The organism is Dactylosporangium sp. NPDC051541 (assembly GCF_044454505.1).
Lineage (GTDB): Bacteria > Actinomycetota > Actinomycetes > Mycobacteriales > Micromonosporaceae > Dactylosporangium.
The window spans coordinates 80,546-102,145 of the sequence record NZ_JBITDU010000004.1 but is presented as its reverse complement, the minus strand read 5'-3'; the positions used below and the strand labels follow the sequence as shown (position 1 = coordinate 102,145).

Here is a 21,600-nt window from a genome sequence, read left to right as displayed (position 1 = left end):
CATGCGCGTCATGGCGCAGATGGCGATGGTGATGAACCTCGACAAATGCATCGGCTGTCATACCTGCTCGGTCACGTGCAAGCAGGCGTGGACCAACCGCAGCGGCGTCGAGTACGTGTGGTTCAACAACGTCGAGACCCGGCCCGGGCAGGGCTATCCGCGCCGCTACGAGGACCAGGAGACGTGGAAGGGCGGCTGGACCCTCAACCGGCGCGGCCGGCTCGCACTCAAGGGCGGCGGCCGGTTCAAGAAGCTGCTCACCATCTTCTCCAACCCGAAGCTGCCCGCGATCGACGACTACTACGAGCCGTGGACCTACGACTACGAGACGCTCACGAACGCGCCGCTGCAGGAGCACACGCCGGTCGCCCGGCCCAAGTCGCTGCTGTCCGGTAAGGACATGAAGATCTCGTGGTCGGCCAACTGGGACGACGACCTCGGCGGCTCGCCTGACCACGGCGACAAGGACGTGCTGCTCAAGGGTATCGCCGACAAGGTGAAGTTCGAGTTCGAGCAGACGTTCATGTTCTACCTGCCCCGCATCTGCGAGCACTGCCTCAACCCGTCCTGCGCCGCGTCGTGCCCGTCGGGGGCGATCTACAAGCGGGAGGAGGACGGCATCGTCCTGGTCGACCAGGACCGCTGCCGCGGCTGGCGGATGTGCGTGTCCGGGTGCCCATACAAGAAGGTGTACTTCAACCACCGTACCGGCAAGGCCGAGAAGTGCACGTTCTGCTTCCCGCGGATCGAGGTCGGCATCCCCACCGTGTGCTCGGAGACGTGTGTGGGGCGGCTGCGGTACATCGGGCTGATGCTCTATGACGCCGACGCCGTCCTCGCGGCCGCATCCACAGTGGACGAGCACGACTTGTACGAGGCCCAGCGCAAGGTGTTCCTGGACCCGAACGACCCCGCGGTCGCGGCCGCCGCCGAGCGGGCCGGGATCCCGCGGGACTGGGTCGAGGCGGCCCGGCGCTCACCGGTGTACGCGCTCATCAACACGTACAAGGTCGCCCTGCCGCTGCACCCGGAGTACCGCACCATGCCGATGGTCTGGTACATCCCGCCGCTGTCGCCGGTCGTCGACGTCGTGCGCGACACCGGCCACGACGCCGAGGACCGCGGCAACCTGTTCGCGGCCATCGAGGCGCTGCGCATCCCGGTCGACTACCTGGCCCAGCTGTTCACGGCGGGCGACCCGGCCCCGGTCGACGCGGCCCTGCGCCGCCTGGCCGCGATGCGCTCCTACATGCGCGACATCAACCTCGGCCGGGACGCCGACGAGTCGATCGCCAGCGCCGTCGGGATGACGGGCGAGCAGGTGTACGGCATGTACCGGCTGCTGGCCCTCGCGAAGTACGACGAGCGGTACGTCATCCCGCCCGCCCACGCCGAGCAGGCGCACGCGCTGGAGGAGCTGGCCACCGAGTGCTCCCTGGACTACGAGGGCGGCCCGGGCATGGGCGGCTCCGGCCCGTTCGGCGAGTCGTCCGGCGGCCCGGCCCCGATCGCGGTGGAGAACTTCGTGATGCTCCGCGACCGGCAGACCAGCGACACGGTCGTCGACCCGGCCGACAAGGCCCGCCGGGTCAACCTGCTCAACTGGGACGGCAAGGGCCGGCCCGAGGGACTCTTCCCGGATCGGAGCGAATCGTGAACCCGGCCGTCCGGCAGGCCCAGTCGCTGCTGCTGGGCTACCCCGATCCGGTACTGCTCCAGCGACTCCCGCTGCTGCGCCGCGTCGCCGACCCGCACCTGGACCGGTTCCTCGACCACCTGGAGCGCACGCCCCTGCCGGCGCTGGCCGCGGACTACGTGGCCACGTTCGACCACCGCCGCCGCTGCTGCCTGTTCCTCACGTACTACACGCACGGCGACACCCGCAACCGCGGCATGGCGCTGCTGCGGCTCAAGCAGACGTACGCCGCGGCCGGGCTCCACCTCACCGAGGAGGAGCTGCCGGACCACCTCGCCGTGCTGCTGGAGTATGCCGCCGCCGACCCCGGGACCGGCCTGGCCCTGCTCGAGGAGCACCGGGCCGGCCTGGAGCTGCTGCGGGTGGCCCTGCACGACGCCGGCTCGCCGTGGGCGGCGGTGCTGGACTCCGTCTCGGCGACCCTGTCCCCGCTCCCGGGCGACCAGCGGGTGGCCGTCGCCCGCCTCGCGGCCCAGGGCCCGCCCGCCGAACAAGTCGGCCTGACTCCGTATCTGGGGGCTTCGCGATGAACGTGCTGCTGTGGATCGTCGTGCCCTACGTGGCCCTCACCCTCTTCGTCGTCGGGCATGTCTGGCGGTACCGCTATGACAAGTTCGGCTGGACCACGCGCTCGTCACAGCTGTATGAGCGGCGCCTGCTCCGGCTCGGCAGCCCCATGTTCCACTTCGGCATCCTGCTGGTCGCCCTCGGCCACGTCGGCGGCCTGCTCATCCCCGAGTCGTGGACGGAGGCGGCCGGGATGAGCGAGACCGCCTACCACGCCGTGGCCGTCGGCCTCGGCACCGTTGCCGGCGTCCTCACCCTCGCCGGCGCCGCGATCCTCGTCTACCGCCGCCGCACCGTCGGCCCGGTCTTCTCGGCCACGACGACCAACGACAAGATCATGTATGTGCTGCTCGTCGGCACCATCGTGCTCGGCCTCGGCACCACCGTCCTTGGCAACCTCACCGGCGACCCGCACGACTACCGCCAGTCCGTCTCACCGTGGTTCCGCTCCATCTTCTACCTGCAGCCGAAGCCGGATCTGATGGCGCAGGCCCCGATCGGCTTCAAACTGCACGCCCTGGCCGCGTTCACGCTGTTCGCGTTCTGGCCGTTCAGCCGCCTGGTCCACGTGTTCTCGGCCCCACTGGGCTACCTGACCCGCCCGTACATCGTGTATCGCAGCCGCGACCGCCAGCTCGGCGCCCGCCCGGCCCGCCGCGGCTGGGAGCGGGTGCAGTGACGGCCCACGCTGCCGTACGAGCACAGCCACGGCGATCCCGTGAAGGCCGTCAGCATCCCCGGTTGACGTGGGCGCGGCGCCGATCGCGGTGGGTGTCAGTAGCCCAGGTTGACGTGGGCGCGGTGGTGGTCGGCGCGTTCGATGAGGTCGACGAGGCCCTGCGCGTAGTCGGCGCCGGAGATGGCGCCGCCGTCGTCGGGCTGGACGGCGACGTCGGAGCCGAGGCGGTAGCGGCCCAGGCGCTCGCCGGGGACGTAGGAGCCGAACTTCGCGGCCGGGCTCACGAACACCCAGTCGACGGTGTCCGCGGTGGCCGGGAGGTCCTCGGTGACGAGGGCGGCGGCCGCGCGGATCTCGTCGTGGAACTCGGCCGGGGCGTGGCTGAGGTCCTCCACGAAGCGCGGCGCGCCGGGGGCCGGGCGCAAGGACGAGAAGCCGCCGACGATGTACAGCGGAGCCTGCGCGGCCGCCGCCAGCCGGGCGATCTCCAGGTAGACCGCCCGGAACGGGCCGGCCAGGAGGCCACGCGGGGCCAGGGCGCCGACCACGGCGTCGGCCCCGGCGACGGCCGCGGACACGGCTTGCGCGTCGGCGGCGTCGCCCTGGACGTAGGTCACGCCCGGCACCGGCTCGGCCGGCCGGGAACGGCTGAACGCCGTGACCTCGTGACCGCGAGCCGCGGCCTCCGCGACGATGGCCGAACCGGCGTATCCGGTGCCGCCGATGACGGTGATACGGGACATGGTATGCCTTCCTGAGATGCGGTCGCTCCGGTTACCGTAAGAGACCAGGTCTCCGGCGGGAAGAAGGCACTTTGTGGTAACCACGCAGGTCGAGTCGCTGTTCGGCGGTGACCCGTATCACGCCGACTGCCCGACCCGGCGCATCCTCGACCGGATCGGCGACCGGTGGACCGTGCTCGTCGTCGGTGTCCTCGGCGACGGCGACGCCCGCTTCTCCGAGCTCCGGCGGCGCGTCGAGGGCGTCTCGCAGAAGATGCTGACCCAGACGCTGCGCGGGCTGGAGCGCGACGGGCTCGTCCGCCGGACGGTCCACGCCGAGGTGCCGGTGCGGGTGGAATACGCGCTCACCGACGCCGGTCGCACCCTGCTGGGGCCGCTCCGGGCGCTGCAACAGTGGTCGATCGAGCACCTCGGGGCCGTGTCGGCGGCGCAGGAGGCGTACGACCGGGCGGAGTGAAGCCGCATCAGGGTGGCTCCGATTGGGCACACTGGACATATGCCCCTGCCACTGCCTCGCCTGTCCAACGTCGTCGACCTGGCCATGTCCGCCGCCGGGACGGCCGTCGGCACCGTCGCCGCCGTCGTCGCGCTGCCGGGGCGGGTGGTGCGGCTCGTCGACGGGGCCGAGGTGCTGCTGGCCCGGGCGACCGCGGCCGTGGACACGGTGGACGAGACCATGATCGAGGTGCGGCGGACGGCGGCGGCGGCCGACGCGCTCGTCGTGCGGTCCGCGGAGATCGCGGCGGCGGCCGACGCCCTGGTCGCGCGGTCGGCCGAGATCGCGGCGGGGGCCGACGTGCTGGTCGCGCGGTCGGTCGAGATCGCGGCCGGGGCGGAGGCGGTGGCCGCGCGGGCGGCCGCGACGGCCGGGACCGCCGAGGGGCTCCTCACCGCCTACGAGCCTTCGCTGCGCCGGTTCGTCGACAACCTGTCGGCCGACGAGGTCACGGCCGCGATCCGGATGGTCGACGAGCTGCCGCGGCTCGCCCACCACCTCAACACCGACGTGATGCCGATCCTGGCCACCCTCGACAAGGTCGGGCCCGACATCCACGAACTGCTCAACGTCACCCGCGACCTGCGGCAGGCCATCGTCGGGATTCCCGGCTTCGGCATGCTCCGCCGCCGTGGTGCGGCCAGCGAGGCCGACGAGGCCTAGGAGGTCTGCGGGACCAGCTGCCGGGCCGCCCGCGTGCCGGCTACGGCGACCGCGGCCGCGTTCGTGCACACCACGATGACGATGCCGGCCCAGACGTGCGCGGCCGGGACCTGGCCCAGGATGACCGCACCGGCCAGGGCGGCCAGCACCGGGTGGACGCTCTGGACCAGGCCGAAGAAGCGCGGCGGGACCCGGCGCAGGGCCACGACATCGGCCGCGTAGGGGACGACCGAGCACAGCACGCCCGCGCCGAGCGCGTAGGCCAGGCCGGCCGGCGTGAACCGGCCCTGGGCCAGCACGACGATCGCCACCGGCAGGTACAGCAGCGCCGCCACCGTCGTGCCCACCGCCGGTCCCTGCAGGCCGGGCAGGCGGGCCCCGACCAGGCGGTTGAGCATGATGTAGGCCGCCCAGCAGGCCCCGGCCAGCAGACCCAGGCTCAGGCCCACCACGTCGGTGCTGGAGCCGGGCAGCACCAGCACGTAGACGCCGGCCCCGGCGACCACCGCGCACACCAGGTCGATCGGGGTCCGGGAGCCGCACAGCGCCACCGCGAGCGGCCCCAGGAACTCCAGCGTGACCGCGAGCCCCAGGCCGACCCGGTCGACCGCGGTGTACAGGCTGATGTTCATCACCGCGAAGACCAGGCCCAGCAGCAGCGCCGGCCACCACTGTGCCCACGTCATCCGGCGCAGGTTCGGCCGCGCCACCGGCAGCAGCACGGCCGCGGCCACCAGCTGGCGGACCGCGACGACGCCGGCCGGCCCGATCGCCGGGAACGCGCGGGCGCCCAGGGCCGCACCCACCTGGTTGACGGACGCGCTCGCGACCATGGTCGCGACGGCGCCGCCGGTGCCGAGATTCAGCCTGCTCACAACCTCGATTCTGGGCCGGTCCCGCGGGTCGCGGAAATGCGTGGGGCGCGGGATTCATACGCTGTACGCATGGATCTGGAGCTGCGGCAGCTGCGCGCGTTCGTCGCCGTGGTCGAGGCCGGGACGTTCACGGACGCGGCGGCGACGCTGGGCATGTCCCAGGCCGCGGTGTCGCGGGCCGTGGCCGGGCTCGAGGTGGTGCTCGGCGCGCGGCTGCTGCACCGGACCACCCGGCACGTGCGGCTGACCGCGACCGGCACCCAGGTGCTGGCCCGGGCCCGCGCCGTCCTCGACGAGGTTGCCCACCTGCGGCGATCCGTCGAGCGCAGCCGTACCGAGCTGCGGGTCGGCTACGCCTGGGCGGCGATGGGCCGGCACACCCGCCGCATCCAGCGGAACTGGGCGCAGTCGCATCCGGGGGTACCGCTCGTTTTCGTCCAGCACAACTCGCTCGCGGCCGGGCTGACCGACGGTACCGCCGACATCGCCGTGGTCCGCCGGCCGCTTGAGGACCCCCGCTTCGCGACCGCCGACGTCGGCCTCGAGCACCGCCTGGCCGCCGTGTCCACCGACCACACCCTGGCCCGGCGGCGCACCGTGCGGCTGGCCGAGCTGGCGCGGTACACCGTGGCCATGGACGAACGCACCGGCACGACCAGCCTCGGACTGTGGCCACCGGGCGCGGAACCGGCGGCGGTGCGGGCGACGCACGGTACCGACGAGTGGCTCACCCTGATCGCGGCGAACCAGGCCGTGGGCGTCACCTCGGAAGCGACCGCCCACCAGAACCCGCGCCCCGGTGTCGCATATCGCCGCATGAGCGACGCACCCCCGATCGAGGTCCGGCTGGCGTGGTGGCGCGACGACCCGCCCGCCCACCTCGACGACCTGGTGGAGCTGACCCGGGCGGCGTACCGCGGCGATCGGTGACGCCTGGGCATCGGGGCCGATCGAAGGCTCGGGTATCCTTCCGCGCATGAGTCTGCCGGAGCGGACGGCGATCCTGGAGGCGATGCACCGCGAGGCGGAGGTCGGCGAGCAGACCCTGGCCCCCAACAACTACCTCGTGCTCGTCGCACCCGGCGACCTCGAAGGCCTCGTGCCGTTCGCGGGCCCCCTCGCACGGGCGCAGGCCGAGTTCCTCGCCGAACAGCGCTGGGGCATCGTCGACGAGGTCGTCGTCAACCTGCAGCCCGACGACACGATCCCGCCGGGCGGCTTCCGGGTCCTGGCCGACGTGCGCAAGGGCCGCACCCGCCGCGAGGACGAGGCCGGCCCGGGCGTCGGTCTGCTCATCGACGACGGGCGGCGCTACACCATGCAGTCCGGCGAGACCATCATCGGGCGCGGGCGGCAGGCGGACCTGCGGGTGCGGGACGAGGGCGTCTCGCGGCGGCACGCGTCGTTGCGGTACGACGGGAAGAATTTAGCTTTGATGGACCTCGGCTCGACCAACGGCACCCTGCTCAACGGCCGCCCGGTCACCGAGCCGACCCTCGTCAACCGCGGCGACGTCATCACCCTCGGCGGCGTGACCTTGACCGTCGAAGCGGCCCGCTGAGCGTCGTCACGCATCGGTCGCCGGCGAAAGCGCGGCGGTGCGCGGCCCGGTGTGCGGCAGGCGGCTCACGATCTTGCCGGCGTGCTCGTCGAGCAGGCGCGACATGAGCTGCTGCGCGTAGCCGAACCCGAGCGCGTAGGCCAGGATCTGCCGCTGGGTGTCGAGCTGCGACAACCCCGGGACGAACTCCCCGCCCAGCAGCATCAGCCCCGTCACCGCCGTGAACGCCCCGAGCGGCAGTTTGAAGAACGCGAGCGCGATCGGGATATCGTACGGCGTCGGGATCGCCTGCACCCGCCGGATCGAGAAGGCCGCCGCGGCCGCCCCGCCGAGCAGCCCCAGCCCAGCCACGATCAGCACGTCCTCGGCCGACTCCCGCCGACCCGCGTCGCCCGCCCCGCTCGGGCAGACCTTCACCGTCTCCTTGGGCGTGAAGCACAACGGCATCGCCCTGGGCCGGAACGCGACAAGCGTCGTCATCGCGGCCATCAGCAGGAACAGCAGGATCGCGCACTTCACGACCAGGTTGCGCAGCGACCGGATCCGCATCTGAATTTGATCCTCGGCCTGGAACCCGGCCCGCAGCGCCTGCTTGAACCGCACCGGATCGACATAGCGCGACCGCTGCCGCTCCTGATCGAGCTGCTCGGCGTCCTTGCGCTGCGGGTCGTCCGCGTCGAGCGTCGCCCGCGCCCGCGCCACCACGGACGGCGTCAGCGTGCAGATCTGCGCCGGCGGGAGCAGATCGACCAGGAAGAACTCCGCGGCGTGCACGTTCTCGAACGCTGCGACCACCGACAACCCCCGCCAGTGATCCAGCGGCGAGCGCCCCCACCGGCGCCGCTTGGCGATCGCGGCATCGGCCTTGGCGAGAAAGTCGCGGACGGCCTGAACCCGCGCCGCGTCCCCGGCGTGCGGCACCCGCTCCGCGACGGCAACCTCCAGGTTGTGCCGAGTCTGGTCGATGCGCACCTTGAGGTCCTGCGCCCACTGCTCCCGCAACACCCGCCCGTCCGCGCTCTGCTCGGGCCGCGCATCCGCTTCCGTCTTCACGTGCACATCTGACGGACGGACCGCCCGCGTCGCGCAGCCGTCGGGGTCGTCCGTTCAGGCCACAAAGTCCGGGCCTTCCATTGGTAGGGTTGGACGGCATGACGCGCTCCGCGGACTCGCTGGGCAACGCCCGGGAAATCCTGCTCGGCAAGCGGTCCCCGACGCTCAAGGTCCTCGACAAGCTCCTCGGCGTCGGCATCCTCGCCGCCGGCCCCCTCGGCCTGACCACCGGGCAGCCTTGGCTGCTCGCGGCGTGGGGCTGGATCGACCAGAAGAACGAGCTCATCACGCACCTTGACGCGCTGGTGGCGAAGGGCCGGGCGAAGCTGCGCAGATCCGCCGGCCGGCAGCGCCACGAGGTGCTCGCGGCCACGCATGCGGCGCTGGTGGTTTCCTCGTTCTTCCGGTCGATGCGGGAGGTTTTGGGGCCGATTTATGATGAGCTGCGGCTGACAGAGGAGGAGATAGCCGGCCTCGCCACAGGTGTGGTTCAGCCGGAACAGTTCCGGAGTGCGGTCGACTGGCTGTTGCGGGTTCCGGTCGGTCTGCCTTGGGCGGGCCGCGGCTTCGAGCGGAACCTTGCCTCGACGATCCGCGGTTACCACCTGTCTCTTGCCACAAACTGCATAGCGTTCTTCGGGAGCATCGACCGGTGGAACACGGCGTCGGGCGGCGTCGACGCAGGGCAGCTGGTTGACGCCGTTGTCGAACGAGCCGCCGAACGGTATCGGGCCGATTACCTCGCGCTGGCCGCCGACGTGCCGGAGTTCCGCATCTGGGCCGAGTTCGGTGAGCACACCGCGGAGCAGGATTCGCTGGCTCGCATTGAGGCGTTGACCAGCACGCTCGTGGGCGCATCGAAGGCGCCGCTGACAGCGATCCGGGCGATCAATCGGACAGTCTTGAGCAGCCCGATAGTCGATCTGGAGGAGATCACCACTGGGAGCACGGCAGTGCGGGTGCCGACCGTCGAGCGAGGGTACATCCCGCAGCACTATCGCTGGGCCGTGATGGGCCATTCCTCACTGCCGTCGCAGGAGCACTGGTGGCAACAGCAGCCGTTGGGAACGGACCTGGCCGGGCTGGTCGCGGCGCACGTTGCGTCGCCGGCGGGCGCCGAACGGCCCCTTGTCGTGCTCGGTCACCCTGGCAGCGGGAAGAGCCTGTTCACAAAGGTGTGCGCGGCCCGGCTATCCGCGAACGACGCCTTCATCCCCGTACGCGTCCCGCTGCGGGACGTTCCGGAGCCGACGGCAAGCGTGTACCGGCAGATCGAGGACGTCCTGCGCGAAGCCACCCATGGCCGGGTGGAGTGGCGGGAACTCTGCGAGGCGAGCGCGAACTGTGTACGGGTCGTGCTGATCGACGGCCTGGACGAGCTGATGCAGGCCACCGGTGCCACCGAGTCGAAGTACCTGCGCAACGTCATGGACTTCCAGGAGCGGGAGACGGCCGCCAGCGGACCGGTTGCCGTCATCGTCACGTCTCGGACGCTCGTAGCCGATCTGGCCGCGATACCGGAGGGTTGCCTGGTTGTGCGGCTCGAGGAGTTCACCGACGAGCAGATCGACACGTGGACCGACCGCTGGGCCGAGCGCTTGAACGAGGCGAACGCGTTGGATACCGCTCACGGTGAGGTACGTGCGGTATACGCGGAGACCCTGCGGGGGTATGGCGAACTGGCCCGCCAGCCCCTGCTCCTGTTGTTGCTGACGATCGTCGCCGCCGAACGGGAGCTGCCGGTCGACGGCACGTCCGCTGCTCTGTACGGCATGCTGCTTGACGACTTCGTCCGCCGCGAGCTGGTCCGGCCCGATAACCAGACGACGGGGATGGCCGATGGTGATCGGCGGGCCGCTGAGTTGTGGAAGCTCGGGCTCGTAGCATTCGGCATGGTCAACCGTGGCCGGCAGCATTTGGCGGAGCACGACCTGGAGGCGGATCTGCGAGCGCTGCCAGGTCCGGTCGCCACGACCCAGGTCCGTCCGCGGGACGCGGCCCGGGCGTTGGATCCGGCCCGCCGTATCATCGGCCGCTTCTTCTTCGTTCTGGCGGCCGAGGCCGATGCGGGCGCCGGCGGCAGAAGTTACGAGTTTCTGCACGCCACCTTCGCCGACTACCTTGTCGCCTTCCACGTCGTCGAGCTGCTGCGCGATGGTGCTGCCGCCCGCTCGGTGCGTTCCACGTCGCAGGTCTGGGACGACGATCTGCTGTTCGCACTGCTCTCACACACTGTTCTGGCCGGATATGGATCCCGGATCATCGACTTCTTCGCCGAGCAGGCCCGTGGTGACGAGCGCATCGCCGGAGTCCTGGAGCACATTGCCCGCACGGCCAAAGACCGGTGGTCCGCGGGCCGGCACTCTGGCTACGACCCATCGGGAATCCCGCCTCAGCAACGCCTCGCCACCTACTCTGCCAATGTTATTTCGCTACGTGTCGCATTGGCCGACGATCCGGTGCCCCTCCAGCGTCTCTGTCCGGCGGGCGTTGACCTGCGTAAGTGGTGGCGCGGGCTCGTGCATCTCTGGGATGCGGTGCTGACGAGCCCGTCAGTCTTCGACCACCTCTGGGTCGAGGACGGTGCGGAGCCGGCGGCAGCGTGGCGCTGGCACGCCGGCTATGTGGCCGACAAGGTGGCGATGGCCGCGCTCGAGGAAGGCCTGGCCATGCAGCTCGCTGTCGGTCGGACACTCATGCGGGGAGTCGTGTCTGAACACACCATCGATCAACGGAGTCCTCGAATCGCCCGCGATCTGGCGTCGTTTTACCTGTCCGGGGAGGTGTCACCAGAGGAACTGGCCCTGCTTGAGGCGCCGGCCAGCATACCTGCGGAGCTCCAGGATCTCGCGTTCGCCGTGGCGGCGCGAATCGCCACCGGCTAACGGGGGAGGAGGACCAGGCGGGACGTGGCGGAGCCGGTTGATTGGGCGGACCAGGCGGATGAGGCTTCGGCGAGTGGGACGGGCTCGTAGGTGACGGTCAGGCGGCCGGCGGCGGCGTGGGTGGCTATCGTGCGGATCGTTTCGGCTCGTTCGGGCTTCGTCAGGGAGTTGTTCGTGTAGCCCAGGATCTTCAGTGAGCCGCTGCGCAGGGTGGCTGAGTCGAACGGGGCGGTTGGTGAAGCTGAGCCGCCCAGGTTGACCAGGCGGCCGCCTGGTTGCAGCACCTGCAAGGCCGCGGCGGCCGGGATGCCGAACAACGGGTCCAGGATCAGGTCCAGTGGGCCGTCCAACGCGGCGCGCAGGCGGGACGCCAAAGCCGGGACCGTGTCGGTGTCGTACAAGGGGACCACGGCGTCGGCGCCCAGGGTGGTGGCCTGGAGCTGGGCCTGGGGGGAGCGGCAGGCGGCTACGACGCGGCGGGCGCCGAGCAGGCGGGCGATCTGGATCGCCGCCTGCCCGACGATCCCGCCGCCGCCGAGGACGAGCACCTGCTCGCCGTGGTGCAGGTCGCCGCACGAGGTGAGGGACTGCCACGCGGCTACCGCGGACAGGCCCAGTGCGGCCACCAGCGCCGGATCGGCATCGGGTGGGAGAGCCACGACGTCGTCCGGGGGTACTGTCGCGTACTCCGCCATGCTGCCGTCGCCGGGGCGCATGCCGGCGTCGGTCGCGAACCACACCGGCGTGCCGTCTTCCAGCGTGCCCACGCCCTGGACGCCGGGGACGTAGGGGACCGCGGGAGCGCCGAAGTAGGACGTGCCGGTGGCGCAGAGGACGTCCAGCGGGGTGATCGGGGCGGCGGTCACCGCGACCCGCAGACCGTCCACAGCGGACGGTGTGAAGAGGGACACCACTGGCGGTTGTCCACATTCGACGATGACGGCGGCTCGCATGGGGTCAGGTCGCGATGTCGGGGTACGGGAGGTTGAAGTGCTGGAGGCGCAGCGCGTACTGCTTCTGGAACTCCAGCGGCTCCTGGTTGTCGCGTTCGAACATCGCGATGAACAGCGTCAGCGTCAGGAACGGGTGGGCGCCGAGCTCGAACAGCTTCACGTAGTCGTGCCCGGCGAGCGCGGCCCGCTCGGTGTCGTCGAACGCCAGCCAGGTCGAGGCCTCGCCGGTGTGGGAGTTGAGCAGGGAGTTGGCCATCGTGGACTCCCACCAGGTGACGGTGCCCGCGGGGTCGGTGAGGTAGCGCTCGACCAGCTCCGGGTCGCGGTCCACCGTGAACAGGAACTTGTTCAGCAGATACTTAGACAAGGGAATCCCCCGACGGGTACCAGGTGAAGTATGCCTCCATCGTGTGGAACAGGTCGTAGGTGTCGACGTAGTCGGCCTTCCGGCCCGCGCCGGCGACGCCCATCATCAGCATGAAGTCCATGAAGCCGTGGGTGGCGTTGCCGGGGGAGTGCAGCGAGTCGAGGGTCACCTCGGACAGGCAGCCGTCCAGGTCGCCGTTGGCGATCCACTCCACCGCCCGGGCGTCGAACTCGGGGTCCGGGCCGTGCGGGCCGAACTGCCTGGGGCCGCCCAGCTCCAGCGAGAGGTGGCCGGTGCCGATGACGGCCACGCGCAGGTCGCTCGGCCAGGACGAGACCAGCTCGCGGATCGTCTCGCCCAGCTGGACGAAGCGCTTCGGCTGCGGCAGGGGCGGGGCGAAGATGTTGGTGTAGATGGGAACGATCGGGAGATCGGCCTCGGGGCGCAGGGTGATGATCGGGCACGTGATGCTGTGGTCGATCCGCAGCTCGTTGCTGAACGCCAGGTCGAAGCCGGCGTCGAGGCCCTCGCGCAGCATGTAGGCCGACAGGTCCTCCTGGCCGCGCAGCTTCATGCGGGGCAGGCCGAACTCGCGCTCCTCGTTGTACCAGTTCGCGTCGTAGAACGGGGCCTTGCCGATGAGGAACTGCGGCATGTTGTCCAGCCACAGCTGGTGGAAGTGGTCGGAGCCGACCATGACGAGCACGTCCGGGCGGGCCTTGGTCAAGGTCTCCCGAAACCGCTGGATCTTGGCCACCCACTCGTCGGCGAACGGCGGGCGGTCCTCGCCGACGGCCGTGCTGGCCTTGTAGTAGAACGGATGGTGCGTCGAGGCGATCACCGCGACGATGCGGGCCACGGCGGCTCCTTTCCCGAAAGTCTACGACGTATACCGAGCGTTGCGATCGACAGTCTTGTAAATCTCCAGCCCCAGGTTCGTCCGGCGCTCCTCGGCCAGGTGGCCCAGCAGACCGGCCGCGCGGGCCAGCAAAGCGAAGCCACGCAGCATCTCCACCGGCAGGCCCAGATCGGCCAGCGCGGCGCCGCAGACACCGGCGCCGTTGAGCGGCAGGGTGCGGCCGAGGACGGCGGGGTGGGCGCGGCCGATCGCCTCGAACAGTTGCAGATGCGGGCCGCGCAGCCCTTCCTCGGCGGCGATGGCGATCAGCACCGGCGTGCGGGGGTCCTGGACCTTGTGCACCGGGTGGCCGAGGCCGGGGACGAACTTGCCGGCCGAGCGTTGCTCCTGGACCGCGGCGAGCGCGAGCGCGTCCCAGTCGGCGGCACTTGCCGGCGCGACCTCGACCGAAGCGAGGACGCCGGCGAGGAAGCGGCCGCAGTCCTCCGTGACCCCCAGGAACCGGGAGCCGCCGCCCAGGAGGCCCGCGGCCAGAGCGCCCTGCAGCGCCTCGGGGGCACTGGCATAGGTGAGGCGCGCGGCGATCGCGGTCGGGGTGAAGCCGTGGTCGGCCAGGGCGACGAGGACGGCCTCGAACACCCGGGTCTCGCCGGGGGTGGGGCGGCGGCCGGCGACGAGCCAGAACGCGAGCTCGCCGAAGCCGACCTTCCCCATGAGGTCGGCGGCCAGATCGTGGCCCAGCAGGCGGATCTGGTCGGCGTCGGACGTGCCGATGCCGGTGGGGAAGCTCAGCTCTTCAGCCATTGCCGGATCTCCTCGCCGTGCTCGTCAAGACCGGGCGGCGGCAGCTGGTACCGCGCCGGCGTCGACGAGAACGTGATCGGGTTGCGCACGCCGGGCACGCCGCCGGTCACCACGACCGGATCGAGCCCGAGTGCCTCGGCGTAGGCCACGCCGCCGTCGATGGTGTTGATGGGCGCGCACGGGACCCCGGCGTCGGTGAGGAGCCCGAACCACTCGTCCTTGTCCTTGGTGGCGAGGACCTCGACCAGCAGCGGCCGCAGCGCCTCCCGGTTGGCGGTGCGGTCCTGGTTGTGGGCGAACCTAGGATCGTCCAGCAGATGCTCGAGCCCCAGGACACCGCACAGCTTGCGGAACTGCGGGTCGTTGCCGGCGATGACGATGAGCTCGCCGTCGGCGGTCGGCAGTGGCTCGTAGGGGAACAGGCTCGGGTGGGCGTTGCCCATGCGGAACGGGATGGTCCCGCCGGCGACGTATCCGCTGCTGTGGTTGACGAGCCCGGACAGCGCCGAGGACAGCAGGTTGACCTCGACGTGCTGGCCGTGGCCGCTCCCGGCCCGGCTGTGCAGCGCGGCGAGGATGCCGAGGCCGGCGTGCATGCCGGCCATCACGTCGAACACCGAGATGCCGGCCCGGTATGGCGGTCCGTCCGGGTCGCCGGTGAGGCTCATCAGGCCGGAGATGGCCTGGACCATGAGGTCGTAGCCGGGTAGGGACGCGCCTTTGGCTGTACCAAATCCGGAAATTGAGGCATAAATCAGGCCGGGGTTGTCCACCCGAAGCGTGTCGTAGTCCAGGCCGAAACGGCGCAGACCGCCGGGCTTGAAGTTCTCGATCAACACGTCCGCGCGCTGCGCCAGCGACCGGGCGGCGGCGAGATCCTCTTCCTGGCGGAAGTCCAGGGCAATCGACCGCTTGTTGCGGTTGATGCCGAGATAGTAGGTGGAGAGGCCGTCGCGGATCGGGGGCATCCACGTGCGGGTGTCATCCCCGCCCGGCCCCTCCACCTTGATCACGTCGGCGCCGAGGTCGGCCAGCAGCATCGTCGCGTACGGCCCCGCGAGGATCCGCGAGAAGTCCGCGACCAGCAGCCCGTCCAGTGGTCCCACGGCGCCTCCCTGACCGCTGTGCGGACGAATGTCCGCAACTCGCTGACACGATACACGACGAGCATTGACACGCTATAGGAGCGGATCCAGAATTCCACCACCCAACCAATCTGCCCGCCAGGCGGACGGATGTCCGAGATTGGAGCCCAAAGATGGGCGCTGTCATCTTCCGCAACGCTCTGGTCCTCACCATGGACGACACCCACACCGTGCTCCCCGGCACCGACGTGCTGATCGTCGACGAGCGCATCGCCGAGATCGGCGTCGGCCTCACCGCCCCCGAGGGCGCTCGGGAGATCGACGCGACCGGCGGCATCCTGATGCCCGGCATGGTCGACACCCACCGCCACATGTGGCAGACGGCCATGCGTGGCTACGGCGCCGACTGGACCCTGACCCAATACTTCGTCTGGTACTACCTCGAGTCCGGCAAGCACTTCCGACCCGAGGACATCCACGCCGGCAACGTCCTCGCGGCCTGGGAAGCGCTCGACGCCGGCGTCACCACGACCGTCGACTGGTCGCACGGTCTGCAGACGACCCAGCACGCCGACGCGGCCGTCGACGCGCTGGAGTCGGTCCCGGGCCGGTTCGTGCTCGCGTACGGCAACATCCAGCAGGGCCCGTGGCAGTGGTCGGCCGCGCCGGAGTTCCGCGACTTCGTCAGCCGCCGCATCACCGGCTCCGACCTGCTCGGCTTCCAGATGGCGTTCGACGTCACCGGCGACCCGACGTTCCCGGAGAAGGCCGCGTTCGAGGTCGCCCGCGAGCTGGGCGTGCCCGTGACGACCCACGCCGGCGTCTGGGGCGCGACCAACGACGACGGCATCCGGCTGATGCACGAGCACGGGTTCATGACCCCGCAGACCGTCTACGTGCACGCGGCGACGCTCGCCGACGACTCGTACCACCGCATCGCCGCGACCGGCGGCAGCGTGTCGGTGTCGACGGAGAGCGAGCAGAGCGCCGGGCAGGGGTACCCGCCCACCTGGGCCCTGCGCAACCACGACATCCCGGTGTCGCTGTCGATGGACACCAGCGTCTGGTGGAGCGGCGACCTGTTCTCGGCGATGCGCACGACGCTGGGCGCCGACCGCTCCCGCGAGCACCTGCAGGCCCACGCCCGCAACGAGACCGTCACCCACGCCCACCTGCGCGCCGAGCACGTCGTGGACTGGGCGACGAGGGGCGGCAGCAAGGCCCTCGGCCTCGATGACCGGATCGGGAGTCTGGAGACGGGCAAGAAGGCCGATGTGGTACTGCTGAAAAACGACTCGAGCCCCGTGATGTTCCCGATCCTCAACCCGTATGGCCACGTCGCCTTCCAGGCCCAGCGCGGTGACGTGCACACGGTCGTGGTGAACGGGCGGGTCGTGAAGCACGACGGCAAGCTGGTCGGCGCCGACCTGGCCAAGGCCCGCGCGGACGTGGAGCGCACGGTCGAGCACCTCATCTCCGTCATGGGCCAGGAGGCCTGGGCGAAGGGTATGAACCCGGATGTTCCGGAAACCAAGGTGACGGACAACCCTTACACCTACACCGACTGGGACGCCGGATCCGCGCAGTGAAACCATGGATCTGACCAGGATCTGAAAGGACAGCGATGCCACGCGATGCGGGACCGGACTTCATCGAGGCTCTCGCGCGCGGGCTGGACGTGGTGCGGTGCTTCAGGCCGGGCCGGCCGGTGATGACCCTCAGTGAGGTCGCCACCGCCACCGGCCTGGCCCGCCCCACCGCCCGGCGGATCCTGCTCACCCTGGAGGAGCTCGGCTACGTCCGCTCGGCCGCCGAGCGCGGGTTCACGCTCACCCCGCGGGTCCTGGAGCTCGGGATGGCCTACGTCAACGCGCTCAGCGTCTGGGACATCGCCCGACCGCACATGGAGCGCCTGGTCGCCGCGACCGGCGAGTCGACGTCGATGGCGCAGCTGGACGGCTCCGACATCGTGTACGTCGCCCGGGTCGCGGTCCCGAAGATCGTCACCCTGGCCGTCACCATCGGCACCCGGTTCCCGGCCCCGGCCACCTCGATGGGCAAGGTCATGCTCGCGGGCCTCACCCCGGACGAGCTGACCGCGGTACTCGCCGAGCCGAGCCGCTCCGGCATCGCCGCCCGCTGGCAGCCGTCCCGCGACGAGCTCGACACGGCTCTGCGCGAGGTCCGCACGAAGGGCTGGGCCCTGGCCGACCAGGACCTGGCCCCGGGCATCCGCTCGGTCGCGACCGGCATCCGCAACGGCGACGGCCGGGTCGTGGCCGCCCTGAACGTGACCGTCCACGCCGCCGAGACGACCGTCGAGCACCTCCTGGAACACCACCTGCCGCTGCTGCTGCGCGCGGCCGCGGACGTCAGCCACGACTGGTCCCTGCTCGACGCCGTCCCGCTCGCTACCGTAACGACGCGGTGACCTCCGCCGCGGTGGGCTGGGCGGTGCGGGCTCCCACCGCGGTCGTGGCCAGCGCGCCCGCGGCGCACGCCAGCCGGGCCGCGTCGTCGAGGGTGTGGCCGGTGTCCAGGGCCCAGGCGAGGGCGCCGCAGAAGGCGTCCCCCGCGCCGGTGGTGTCGACCGTGGCCACGCGGTGGCCGGGGATGTCGACGGTGCCCGCGCGGCGGTGAATCCGGCACCCGGCCGCGCCCAGCGTCACCACGACCGCTCCGGCCCCCGCGGCGAGCAGGGCTTCCGGGGAGCCGAGCACGGCAAGCTCGTGCTCGTTGGGCACGAGGACATCGGTCTGCCGCAGCAGAAGATCCGGCAGTGGTACAGCCGGTGCCGGATTGAGCACGAACGTCCACCCGCCCGTGGCGGCCCGGCGCGCGGCCTCGGCCACGGCGGCGAGCGGGACCTCGAGGCTGGCGAGCACGACCCCGGCCCCGGTGAGCGGCCCGACGTCGGCCGGCCCGAGGTTGGCGTTCGCACCCGGCACCACGGTGATGGCGTTCTCACCGGCATCGTCCACGAGCACGACGGCGAGCCCGGTGGGTGCGGTGTCGCGCACCACCCGGGACAGGTCCACAGAGGACAGTGACGCCGGGTCGAAGTCCGGACCCACGCGGGCGATCAGCGCGCACTCCCCGCCGAGCCGGGCGACCGCCGCGGCCTGGTTCCCGCCCTTGCCGCCGGGCCCCGTCGAGGACCCGGTCGCGATGACGGTCGAGCCCGGTGCGGCGATCCGCGGCACCCGCACGATCAGGTCACCGTTGACCGCCCCCACCACGACCACGCTCATGACAGCATGGCCAGCAGCGCGGCGTGCGTGGCGGCGTCCGCGGCGGCGAGCAGGCCACCGGCGCCGGAGAGCACCGGGCCGCCGCGCAGATCCGTCACCACACAGCCGGCCGCCGCGCACAGGGCGATGCCGGCCGCGAAGTGGACGCTGCCGCGCAGGTCGCCGTCGGTGAGGTAGGCGGCCCGGCGGCCCGTCGCCACCCAGGCCAGAGCCAGGGTGGTGGACAGGACGCGAGGGCGGAAACGGGCCTCGAACGCCGGGTCGGTGAGCAGGCCGGCGACGCGGATCGCGGGAGCGTTCGGGTATGGCGGGTCGAGGTTCAGGTCCACCAGGGTCGTGTGCGCGGATGGGGTGAGAGCGCCCTCAGTGGAGTACACCTGGCGGGAAAAGGGATCGGCGACGGCGGCGGTCACGGTCCGGCCGGAAGCGCGCAGCGCGACGTTGACCGCCACGGCCATCGTGCCGGCGGCGAAGTTGAGGGTGCCGCAGAGCGGGTCGACCAGCCAGGTCCGGGCGGCGTCCGGCGGGCCCGTACGGCCGCTCTCCTCGCCGGCGATCGCGTCGCCCGGGCGGGCCGCGCGCAGCACGTCGAGGATGGCCGCCTCGGCCTCCAGGTCCGCGGCGGTGGCAAAGTCGCCGCCGCCCTTGTCGACCCGGCCGACGTCGGTGCCGAAGCGCGCGCGCACCACGGCGGCGCCCGCCTCGGCGGCGGTCACGGCGATTTCGGCGTCGGTCAGCGGCACCGGGCGAGTCTACCGACCCGGGGCCCGGACCTTGATCTCCTGGAGGACCCAGCCGTTGCCGTCCGGGTCGCTGAAGGAGGCGAACGAGCTGTAGTCGGCGCGCTCCGGATGCGGGCCCGGCACCCGGCCCTCGTTCCCGGCGTGGTGGAACACCCCGCCGGCGTCGTGGAACGGCTCGCTCACGTCGACGCCGCGCTCGGCCAGCTCGGCCCGGGCCTTCTCGATGTCGGTGACGGTCAGCTGCAGGCCCTGCGCGGACCCGGGGCCGGCCGTCGTGAGCCGGTCGCCGAAAATGACCGAGCACTCGGAGCCCGGCGGCGTCACCTGGACGACCCGCAGCCCGTCGGGCGCCGGGAAGTCGGCGTCCAGCCGCCAGCCGAGCCGCGAGTAGAAGTCCTTGGCCCGGTCGGCGTCGGCGACGGGGATGACCACGACCTCGAGCTTGAAGTCCATGTCGTCGATCGTGCCCGCCGCCGGCGCCGCCCGGCCTCCCGTCGCGCGGGTGAGTGCTACAGGCCGAGCTCGTTGAACAGGTACAGCCAGATCTCGCTGCGGGTCGGGAACGCCGGGATCGCGTGGCGCAGGCGGTCGAGCGGGATCTCGCCGACGACCGCGATCGTGGCCGCGTGCAGGAAGTCGGCGACCTCCGAGCCGGTGATCGTGGCGCCGACGATGACCCGGCGGTCCTCGTCGATGACGAACCGGCTGGTGCCGGCCGCGCCCCGGCCGTAGTAGGAGCCGCCGGCGTTGCCCGACGTCGGCAGGTCCACGACGCGGACGGTGAGGCCGGCCGCGCGGGCCGAGGCCTCGGTGTAGCCGACCGCGGCGACCTGCGGGTCGGTGAAGATCACCCGCGGGGCGCCGGGGCCGTCGGCCAGGTGGGTGGCGGCCATGGGCTTGCCGAGGATGTGCCCGGCGGCCAGCGCGGCCTGGTACTTCGCCATGTGCGTGAACAGCGCGCGGCCGTTGAGGTCGCCGATGACGTACAGCCAGTCCTTGCCGGGGACGCGGGTGTGCTCGTCGACGGTGATGTATCCGCGCTCGGCCAGCCCGACCGAGTCCAGGCCGAGGCCCTTCGTCTCCGGCACCCGGCCGGTCGCGACCAGCAGCTCGTCGCCGGTGGCGGTGCTGCCGTCGCCCAGCGTGACGACGACCGTGTCACCGTCGCGGTGTACCGCCGTCGCCTTCTGCGCGGTGCGGATGTCGACGCCCTGCTCGCGCAGGGACGCGGTCACCTGCTCGCAGGCGAACTCCTCCTCGCGGGGCAGGAGCCGCCGCTCACCCTCGATCAGGGTGACCTTCGAGCCCAGCGACACGTAGGCCTGGCTGAGCTCCACGCCGACGACCCCGCCGCCGAGCACGACCAGGCGCCCCGGGACCGTCTTCGAGGTGGTCGCCTCGCGGTTGGTCCAGGGACTGGCCTCGGCGAGGCCCTCGATGGGCGGGAGGGCGGGGGCGGTACCCCCGGCCAGAATGACGGCCTTGCGCGCCGTCAGTGTCGTGTCGCCGACGATCACCCGCCGCTCGCCGTCCAGCCGGCCCCGGCCCCGGAACAGCACGATGCCACGCTCCTCCAGCCAGGGCAGCTGCCCGGCGTCGTCCAGGTCGCCGATGAGCTCGTCGCGCCGGGCCAGCACCGCGGCGGTGTCCAGCGGCCCGGTCACGGCCTCGCGCACGCCCGGCACGCGGCGCGCCTCGGCGAGCAGCTCACCCGGGCGGAGCAGGGCCTTCGACGGGATGCAGGCCCAGTATGAGCACTCCCCGCCGACCTTGCGGTCCTCCACGATCGCCACGTCGAGCCCGGCTTCGGCGAGCCGCCCGGCCACGACCTCGCCGCCCGGCCCCGCGCCGACGACGACGACGTCGAAGCTGCGTTCCTGCATCACGGATTTCCCTTCGCGTTCGGCCTGTTAGGTATGACCGTACGCGGGTTGTGGGCTTGCGCCGGGGCGGAACAATGCTCCATGACAGATCCGTAAGGGTTGGAGGCACCGGTGCAATTCCAGGACTACCTGGCGGCCATCATCTTTGGCGCCATCATCGGCATCGTGGCGCGGGTCATCCTGCCGGGCCGCCAGTCCATCGGCATCATCCTGACCGTGCTGATCGGGATGGGTGCGGCGGTGGCCGGGACGTGGGCCGCCGACCGCTGGGAGCTCTCCAGCGACAAGCACTTCACGGTCAGCGGCCACAACTACGACTGGCTGGTCGTCGGCGTCCAGGTCGGCATCGCGGTCGTCGGTGTGGGCCTCGCGGCCGCGTTGACCAGGCTGTTCCGCTCGGACGACGACCACCACCACTCGCACTACGACCGGTAGCG

General features: G+C 71.4%; 23 protein-coding genes. 11 read left to right on the top strand and 12 right to left on the bottom strand.

Annotated features, from left to right (window positions below; genetic code table 11):
- The first annotated feature begins 1 nt into the window (after window position 1).
- From narH to narI, 3 genes are read left to right on the top strand one after another with little or no spacing between them, the layout of a single operon-like run.
- Window positions 2–1,657, top strand: coding sequence for a nitrate reductase subunit beta (gene narH, locus ACIA8L_RS20100; RefSeq protein ID WP_395906549.1), 1,656 nt, complete (start codon window positions 2–4; stop codon window positions 1,655–1,657).
- Window positions 1,654–2,226 (top strand): nitrate reductase molybdenum cofactor assembly chaperone, encoded by a 573-nt coding sequence (gene narJ, locus ACIA8L_RS20095; protein WP_395906547.1) that lies wholly within the window; start codon window positions 1,654–1,656, stop codon window positions 2,224–2,226. Before narH ends, narJ begins: the two co-directional genes overlap by 4 nt.
- Complete coding sequence (gene narI, locus ACIA8L_RS20090; RefSeq protein WP_395906545.1) at window positions 2,223–2,942, top strand: respiratory nitrate reductase subunit gamma; 720 nt, start codon at window positions 2,223–2,225, stop codon at window positions 2,940–2,942. Before narJ ends, narI begins: the two co-directional genes overlap by 4 nt.
- A 95-nt stretch (window positions 2,943–3,037) precedes the next feature.
- On the opposite strand, the gene ACIA8L_RS20085 is transcribed toward narI, so the two are convergent.
- A complete protein-coding gene (locus ACIA8L_RS20085; RefSeq protein WP_395906543.1) occupies window positions 3,038–3,685 on the bottom strand; it encodes an NAD(P)-dependent oxidoreductase in 648 nt (215 codons plus the stop codon).
- A 73-nt stretch (window positions 3,686–3,758) separates the two neighbouring features.
- On the opposite strand from ACIA8L_RS20085, the gene ACIA8L_RS20080 reads away from it, so the two are divergent.
- Together ACIA8L_RS20080 and ACIA8L_RS20075 are read left to right on the top strand one after the other, a co-directional pair.
- On the top strand, window positions 3,759–4,142 hold the full coding sequence (locus ACIA8L_RS20080; RefSeq protein ID WP_395906541.1) for a winged helix-turn-helix transcriptional regulator: 384 nt from the start codon (window positions 3,759–3,761) through the stop codon (window positions 4,140–4,142).
- Between the two features lie 39 nt (window positions 4,143–4,181).
- The gene (locus tag ACIA8L_RS20075) at window positions 4,182–4,844 is read left to right on the top strand and encodes a hypothetical protein (RefSeq protein WP_395906539.1); all 663 of its coding nucleotides are present in this window, start codon (window positions 4,182–4,184) and stop codon (window positions 4,842–4,844) included.
- On the opposite strand, the gene ACIA8L_RS20070 is transcribed toward ACIA8L_RS20075, so the two are convergent.
- Entirely contained in the window at window positions 4,841–5,719 is an 879-nt protein-coding gene (locus ACIA8L_RS20070; RefSeq protein ID WP_395906537.1) for an EamA family transporter, read from the bottom strand. The two genes, ACIA8L_RS20075 and ACIA8L_RS20070, sit on opposite strands and share 4 nt — an antisense overlap.
- Before the next feature lie 69 nt (window positions 5,720–5,788).
- Here ACIA8L_RS20070 and ACIA8L_RS20065 point away from each other — a divergent pair, with 69 nt between their 5' ends.
- Together ACIA8L_RS20065 and ACIA8L_RS20060 are read left to right on the top strand one after the other, a co-directional pair.
- Complete coding sequence (locus ACIA8L_RS20065; RefSeq protein ID WP_395906535.1) at window positions 5,789–6,649, top strand: LysR family transcriptional regulator; 861 nt, start codon at window positions 5,789–5,791, stop codon at window positions 6,647–6,649.
- A gap of 46 nt (window positions 6,650–6,695) precedes the next feature.
- The gene (locus ACIA8L_RS20060; protein WP_395906533.1) at window positions 6,696–7,280 is read left to right on the top strand and encodes an FhaA domain-containing protein; all 585 of its coding nucleotides are present in this window, start codon (window positions 6,696–6,698) and stop codon (window positions 7,278–7,280) included.
- Window positions 7,281–7,286: 6 nt separating this feature from the next.
- Here the strand turns inward: ACIA8L_RS20060 and ACIA8L_RS20055 are convergent, their stop codons facing one another.
- Complete coding sequence (locus tag ACIA8L_RS20055) at window positions 7,287–8,333, bottom strand: hypothetical protein (RefSeq protein ID WP_395906531.1); 1,047 nt, start codon at window positions 8,331–8,333, stop codon at window positions 7,287–7,289.
- A 98-nt stretch (window positions 8,334–8,431) separates the two neighbouring features.
- Between ACIA8L_RS20055 and ACIA8L_RS20050 the strand changes: the two genes are divergently transcribed.
- Window positions 8,432–11,218, top strand: a complete 2,787-nt coding sequence (locus ACIA8L_RS20050; protein ID WP_395906529.1) for an NACHT domain-containing protein — start codon at window positions 8,432–8,434, stop codon at window positions 11,216–11,218.
- On the opposite strand, the gene ACIA8L_RS20045 is transcribed toward ACIA8L_RS20050, so the two are convergent.
- The 5 genes from ACIA8L_RS20045 to ACIA8L_RS20025 all read right to left on the bottom strand — a co-directional run bounded on the left by ACIA8L_RS20045 (window position 11,215) and on the right by ACIA8L_RS20025 (window position 15,307).
- Complete coding sequence (locus ACIA8L_RS20045) at window positions 11,215–12,105, bottom strand: zinc-binding alcohol dehydrogenase family protein (protein ID WP_395906527.1); 891 nt, start codon at window positions 12,103–12,105, stop codon at window positions 11,215–11,217. The genes ACIA8L_RS20050 and ACIA8L_RS20045 overlap by 4 nt on opposite strands.
- Window positions 12,106–12,175: 70 nt before the next feature.
- Window positions 12,176–12,538, bottom strand: coding sequence for a hypothetical protein (locus ACIA8L_RS20040; RefSeq protein WP_395906525.1), 363 nt, complete (start codon window positions 12,536–12,538; stop codon window positions 12,176–12,178).
- Window positions 12,531–13,397, bottom strand: a complete 867-nt coding sequence (locus tag ACIA8L_RS20035) for an extradiol ring-cleavage dioxygenase (RefSeq protein ID WP_395906523.1) — start codon at window positions 13,395–13,397, stop codon at window positions 12,531–12,533. The genes ACIA8L_RS20040 and ACIA8L_RS20035 overlap by 8 nt, the downstream gene beginning before the upstream one ends.
- 21 nt (window positions 13,398–13,418) lie before the next feature.
- Entirely contained in the window at window positions 13,419–14,201 is a 783-nt protein-coding gene (locus ACIA8L_RS20030; RefSeq protein WP_395906521.1) for a citryl-CoA lyase, read from the bottom strand.
- The gene (locus ACIA8L_RS20025) at window positions 14,186–15,307 is read right to left on the bottom strand and encodes a CaiB/BaiF CoA transferase family protein (RefSeq protein ID WP_395906519.1); all 1,122 of its coding nucleotides are present in this window, start codon (window positions 15,305–15,307) and stop codon (window positions 14,186–14,188) included. The genes ACIA8L_RS20030 and ACIA8L_RS20025 overlap by 16 nt, the downstream gene beginning before the upstream one ends.
- Window positions 15,308–15,459: 152 nt before the next feature.
- On the opposite strand from ACIA8L_RS20025, the gene ACIA8L_RS20020 reads away from it, so the two are divergent.
- A complete protein-coding gene (locus ACIA8L_RS20020; RefSeq protein WP_395906517.1) occupies window positions 15,460–16,875 on the top strand; it encodes an amidohydrolase family protein in 1,416 nt (471 codons plus the stop codon).
- 35 nt (window positions 16,876–16,910) lie between these two features.
- Entirely contained in the window at window positions 16,911–17,717 is an 807-nt protein-coding gene (locus ACIA8L_RS20015; RefSeq protein WP_395906515.1) for an IclR family transcriptional regulator C-terminal domain-containing protein, read from the top strand.
- Here ACIA8L_RS20015 and ACIA8L_RS20010 read toward each other — a convergent pair.
- The 4 genes from ACIA8L_RS20010 to ACIA8L_RS19995 are packed head-to-tail and all read right to left on the bottom strand — an operon-like array spanning window position 17,698 to window position 21,163.
- Window positions 17,698–18,537, bottom strand: coding sequence for a ribokinase (locus ACIA8L_RS20010; protein WP_395906513.1), 840 nt, complete (start codon window positions 18,535–18,537; stop codon window positions 17,698–17,700). The genes ACIA8L_RS20015 and ACIA8L_RS20010 overlap by 20 nt on opposite strands.
- Complete coding sequence (locus ACIA8L_RS20005) at window positions 18,534–19,280, bottom strand: inositol monophosphatase family protein (protein WP_395906511.1); 747 nt, start codon at window positions 19,278–19,280, stop codon at window positions 18,534–18,536. The genes ACIA8L_RS20010 and ACIA8L_RS20005 overlap by 4 nt, the downstream gene beginning before the upstream one ends.
- Before the next feature lie 9 nt (window positions 19,281–19,289).
- Window positions 19,290–19,733 carry a VOC family protein gene (locus ACIA8L_RS20000; RefSeq protein WP_395906509.1) on the bottom strand — a complete coding sequence of 148 codons (444 nt, stop codon included), beginning with the start codon at window positions 19,731–19,733 and terminating at the stop codon, window positions 19,290–19,292.
- Window positions 19,734–19,789: 56 nt separating this feature from the next.
- Entirely contained in the window at window positions 19,790–21,163 is a 1,374-nt protein-coding gene (locus ACIA8L_RS19995) for a dihydrolipoyl dehydrogenase family protein (RefSeq protein ID WP_395906507.1), read from the bottom strand.
- Window positions 21,164–21,274: 111 nt separating this feature from the next.
- Between ACIA8L_RS19995 and ACIA8L_RS19990 the strand changes: the two genes are divergently transcribed.
- Window positions 21,275–21,598, top strand: a complete 324-nt coding sequence (locus ACIA8L_RS19990; protein WP_395906505.1) for a GlsB/YeaQ/YmgE family stress response membrane protein — start codon at window positions 21,275–21,277, stop codon at window positions 21,596–21,598.
- The last annotated feature ends 2 nt before the right edge of the window (window positions 21,599–21,600 follow it).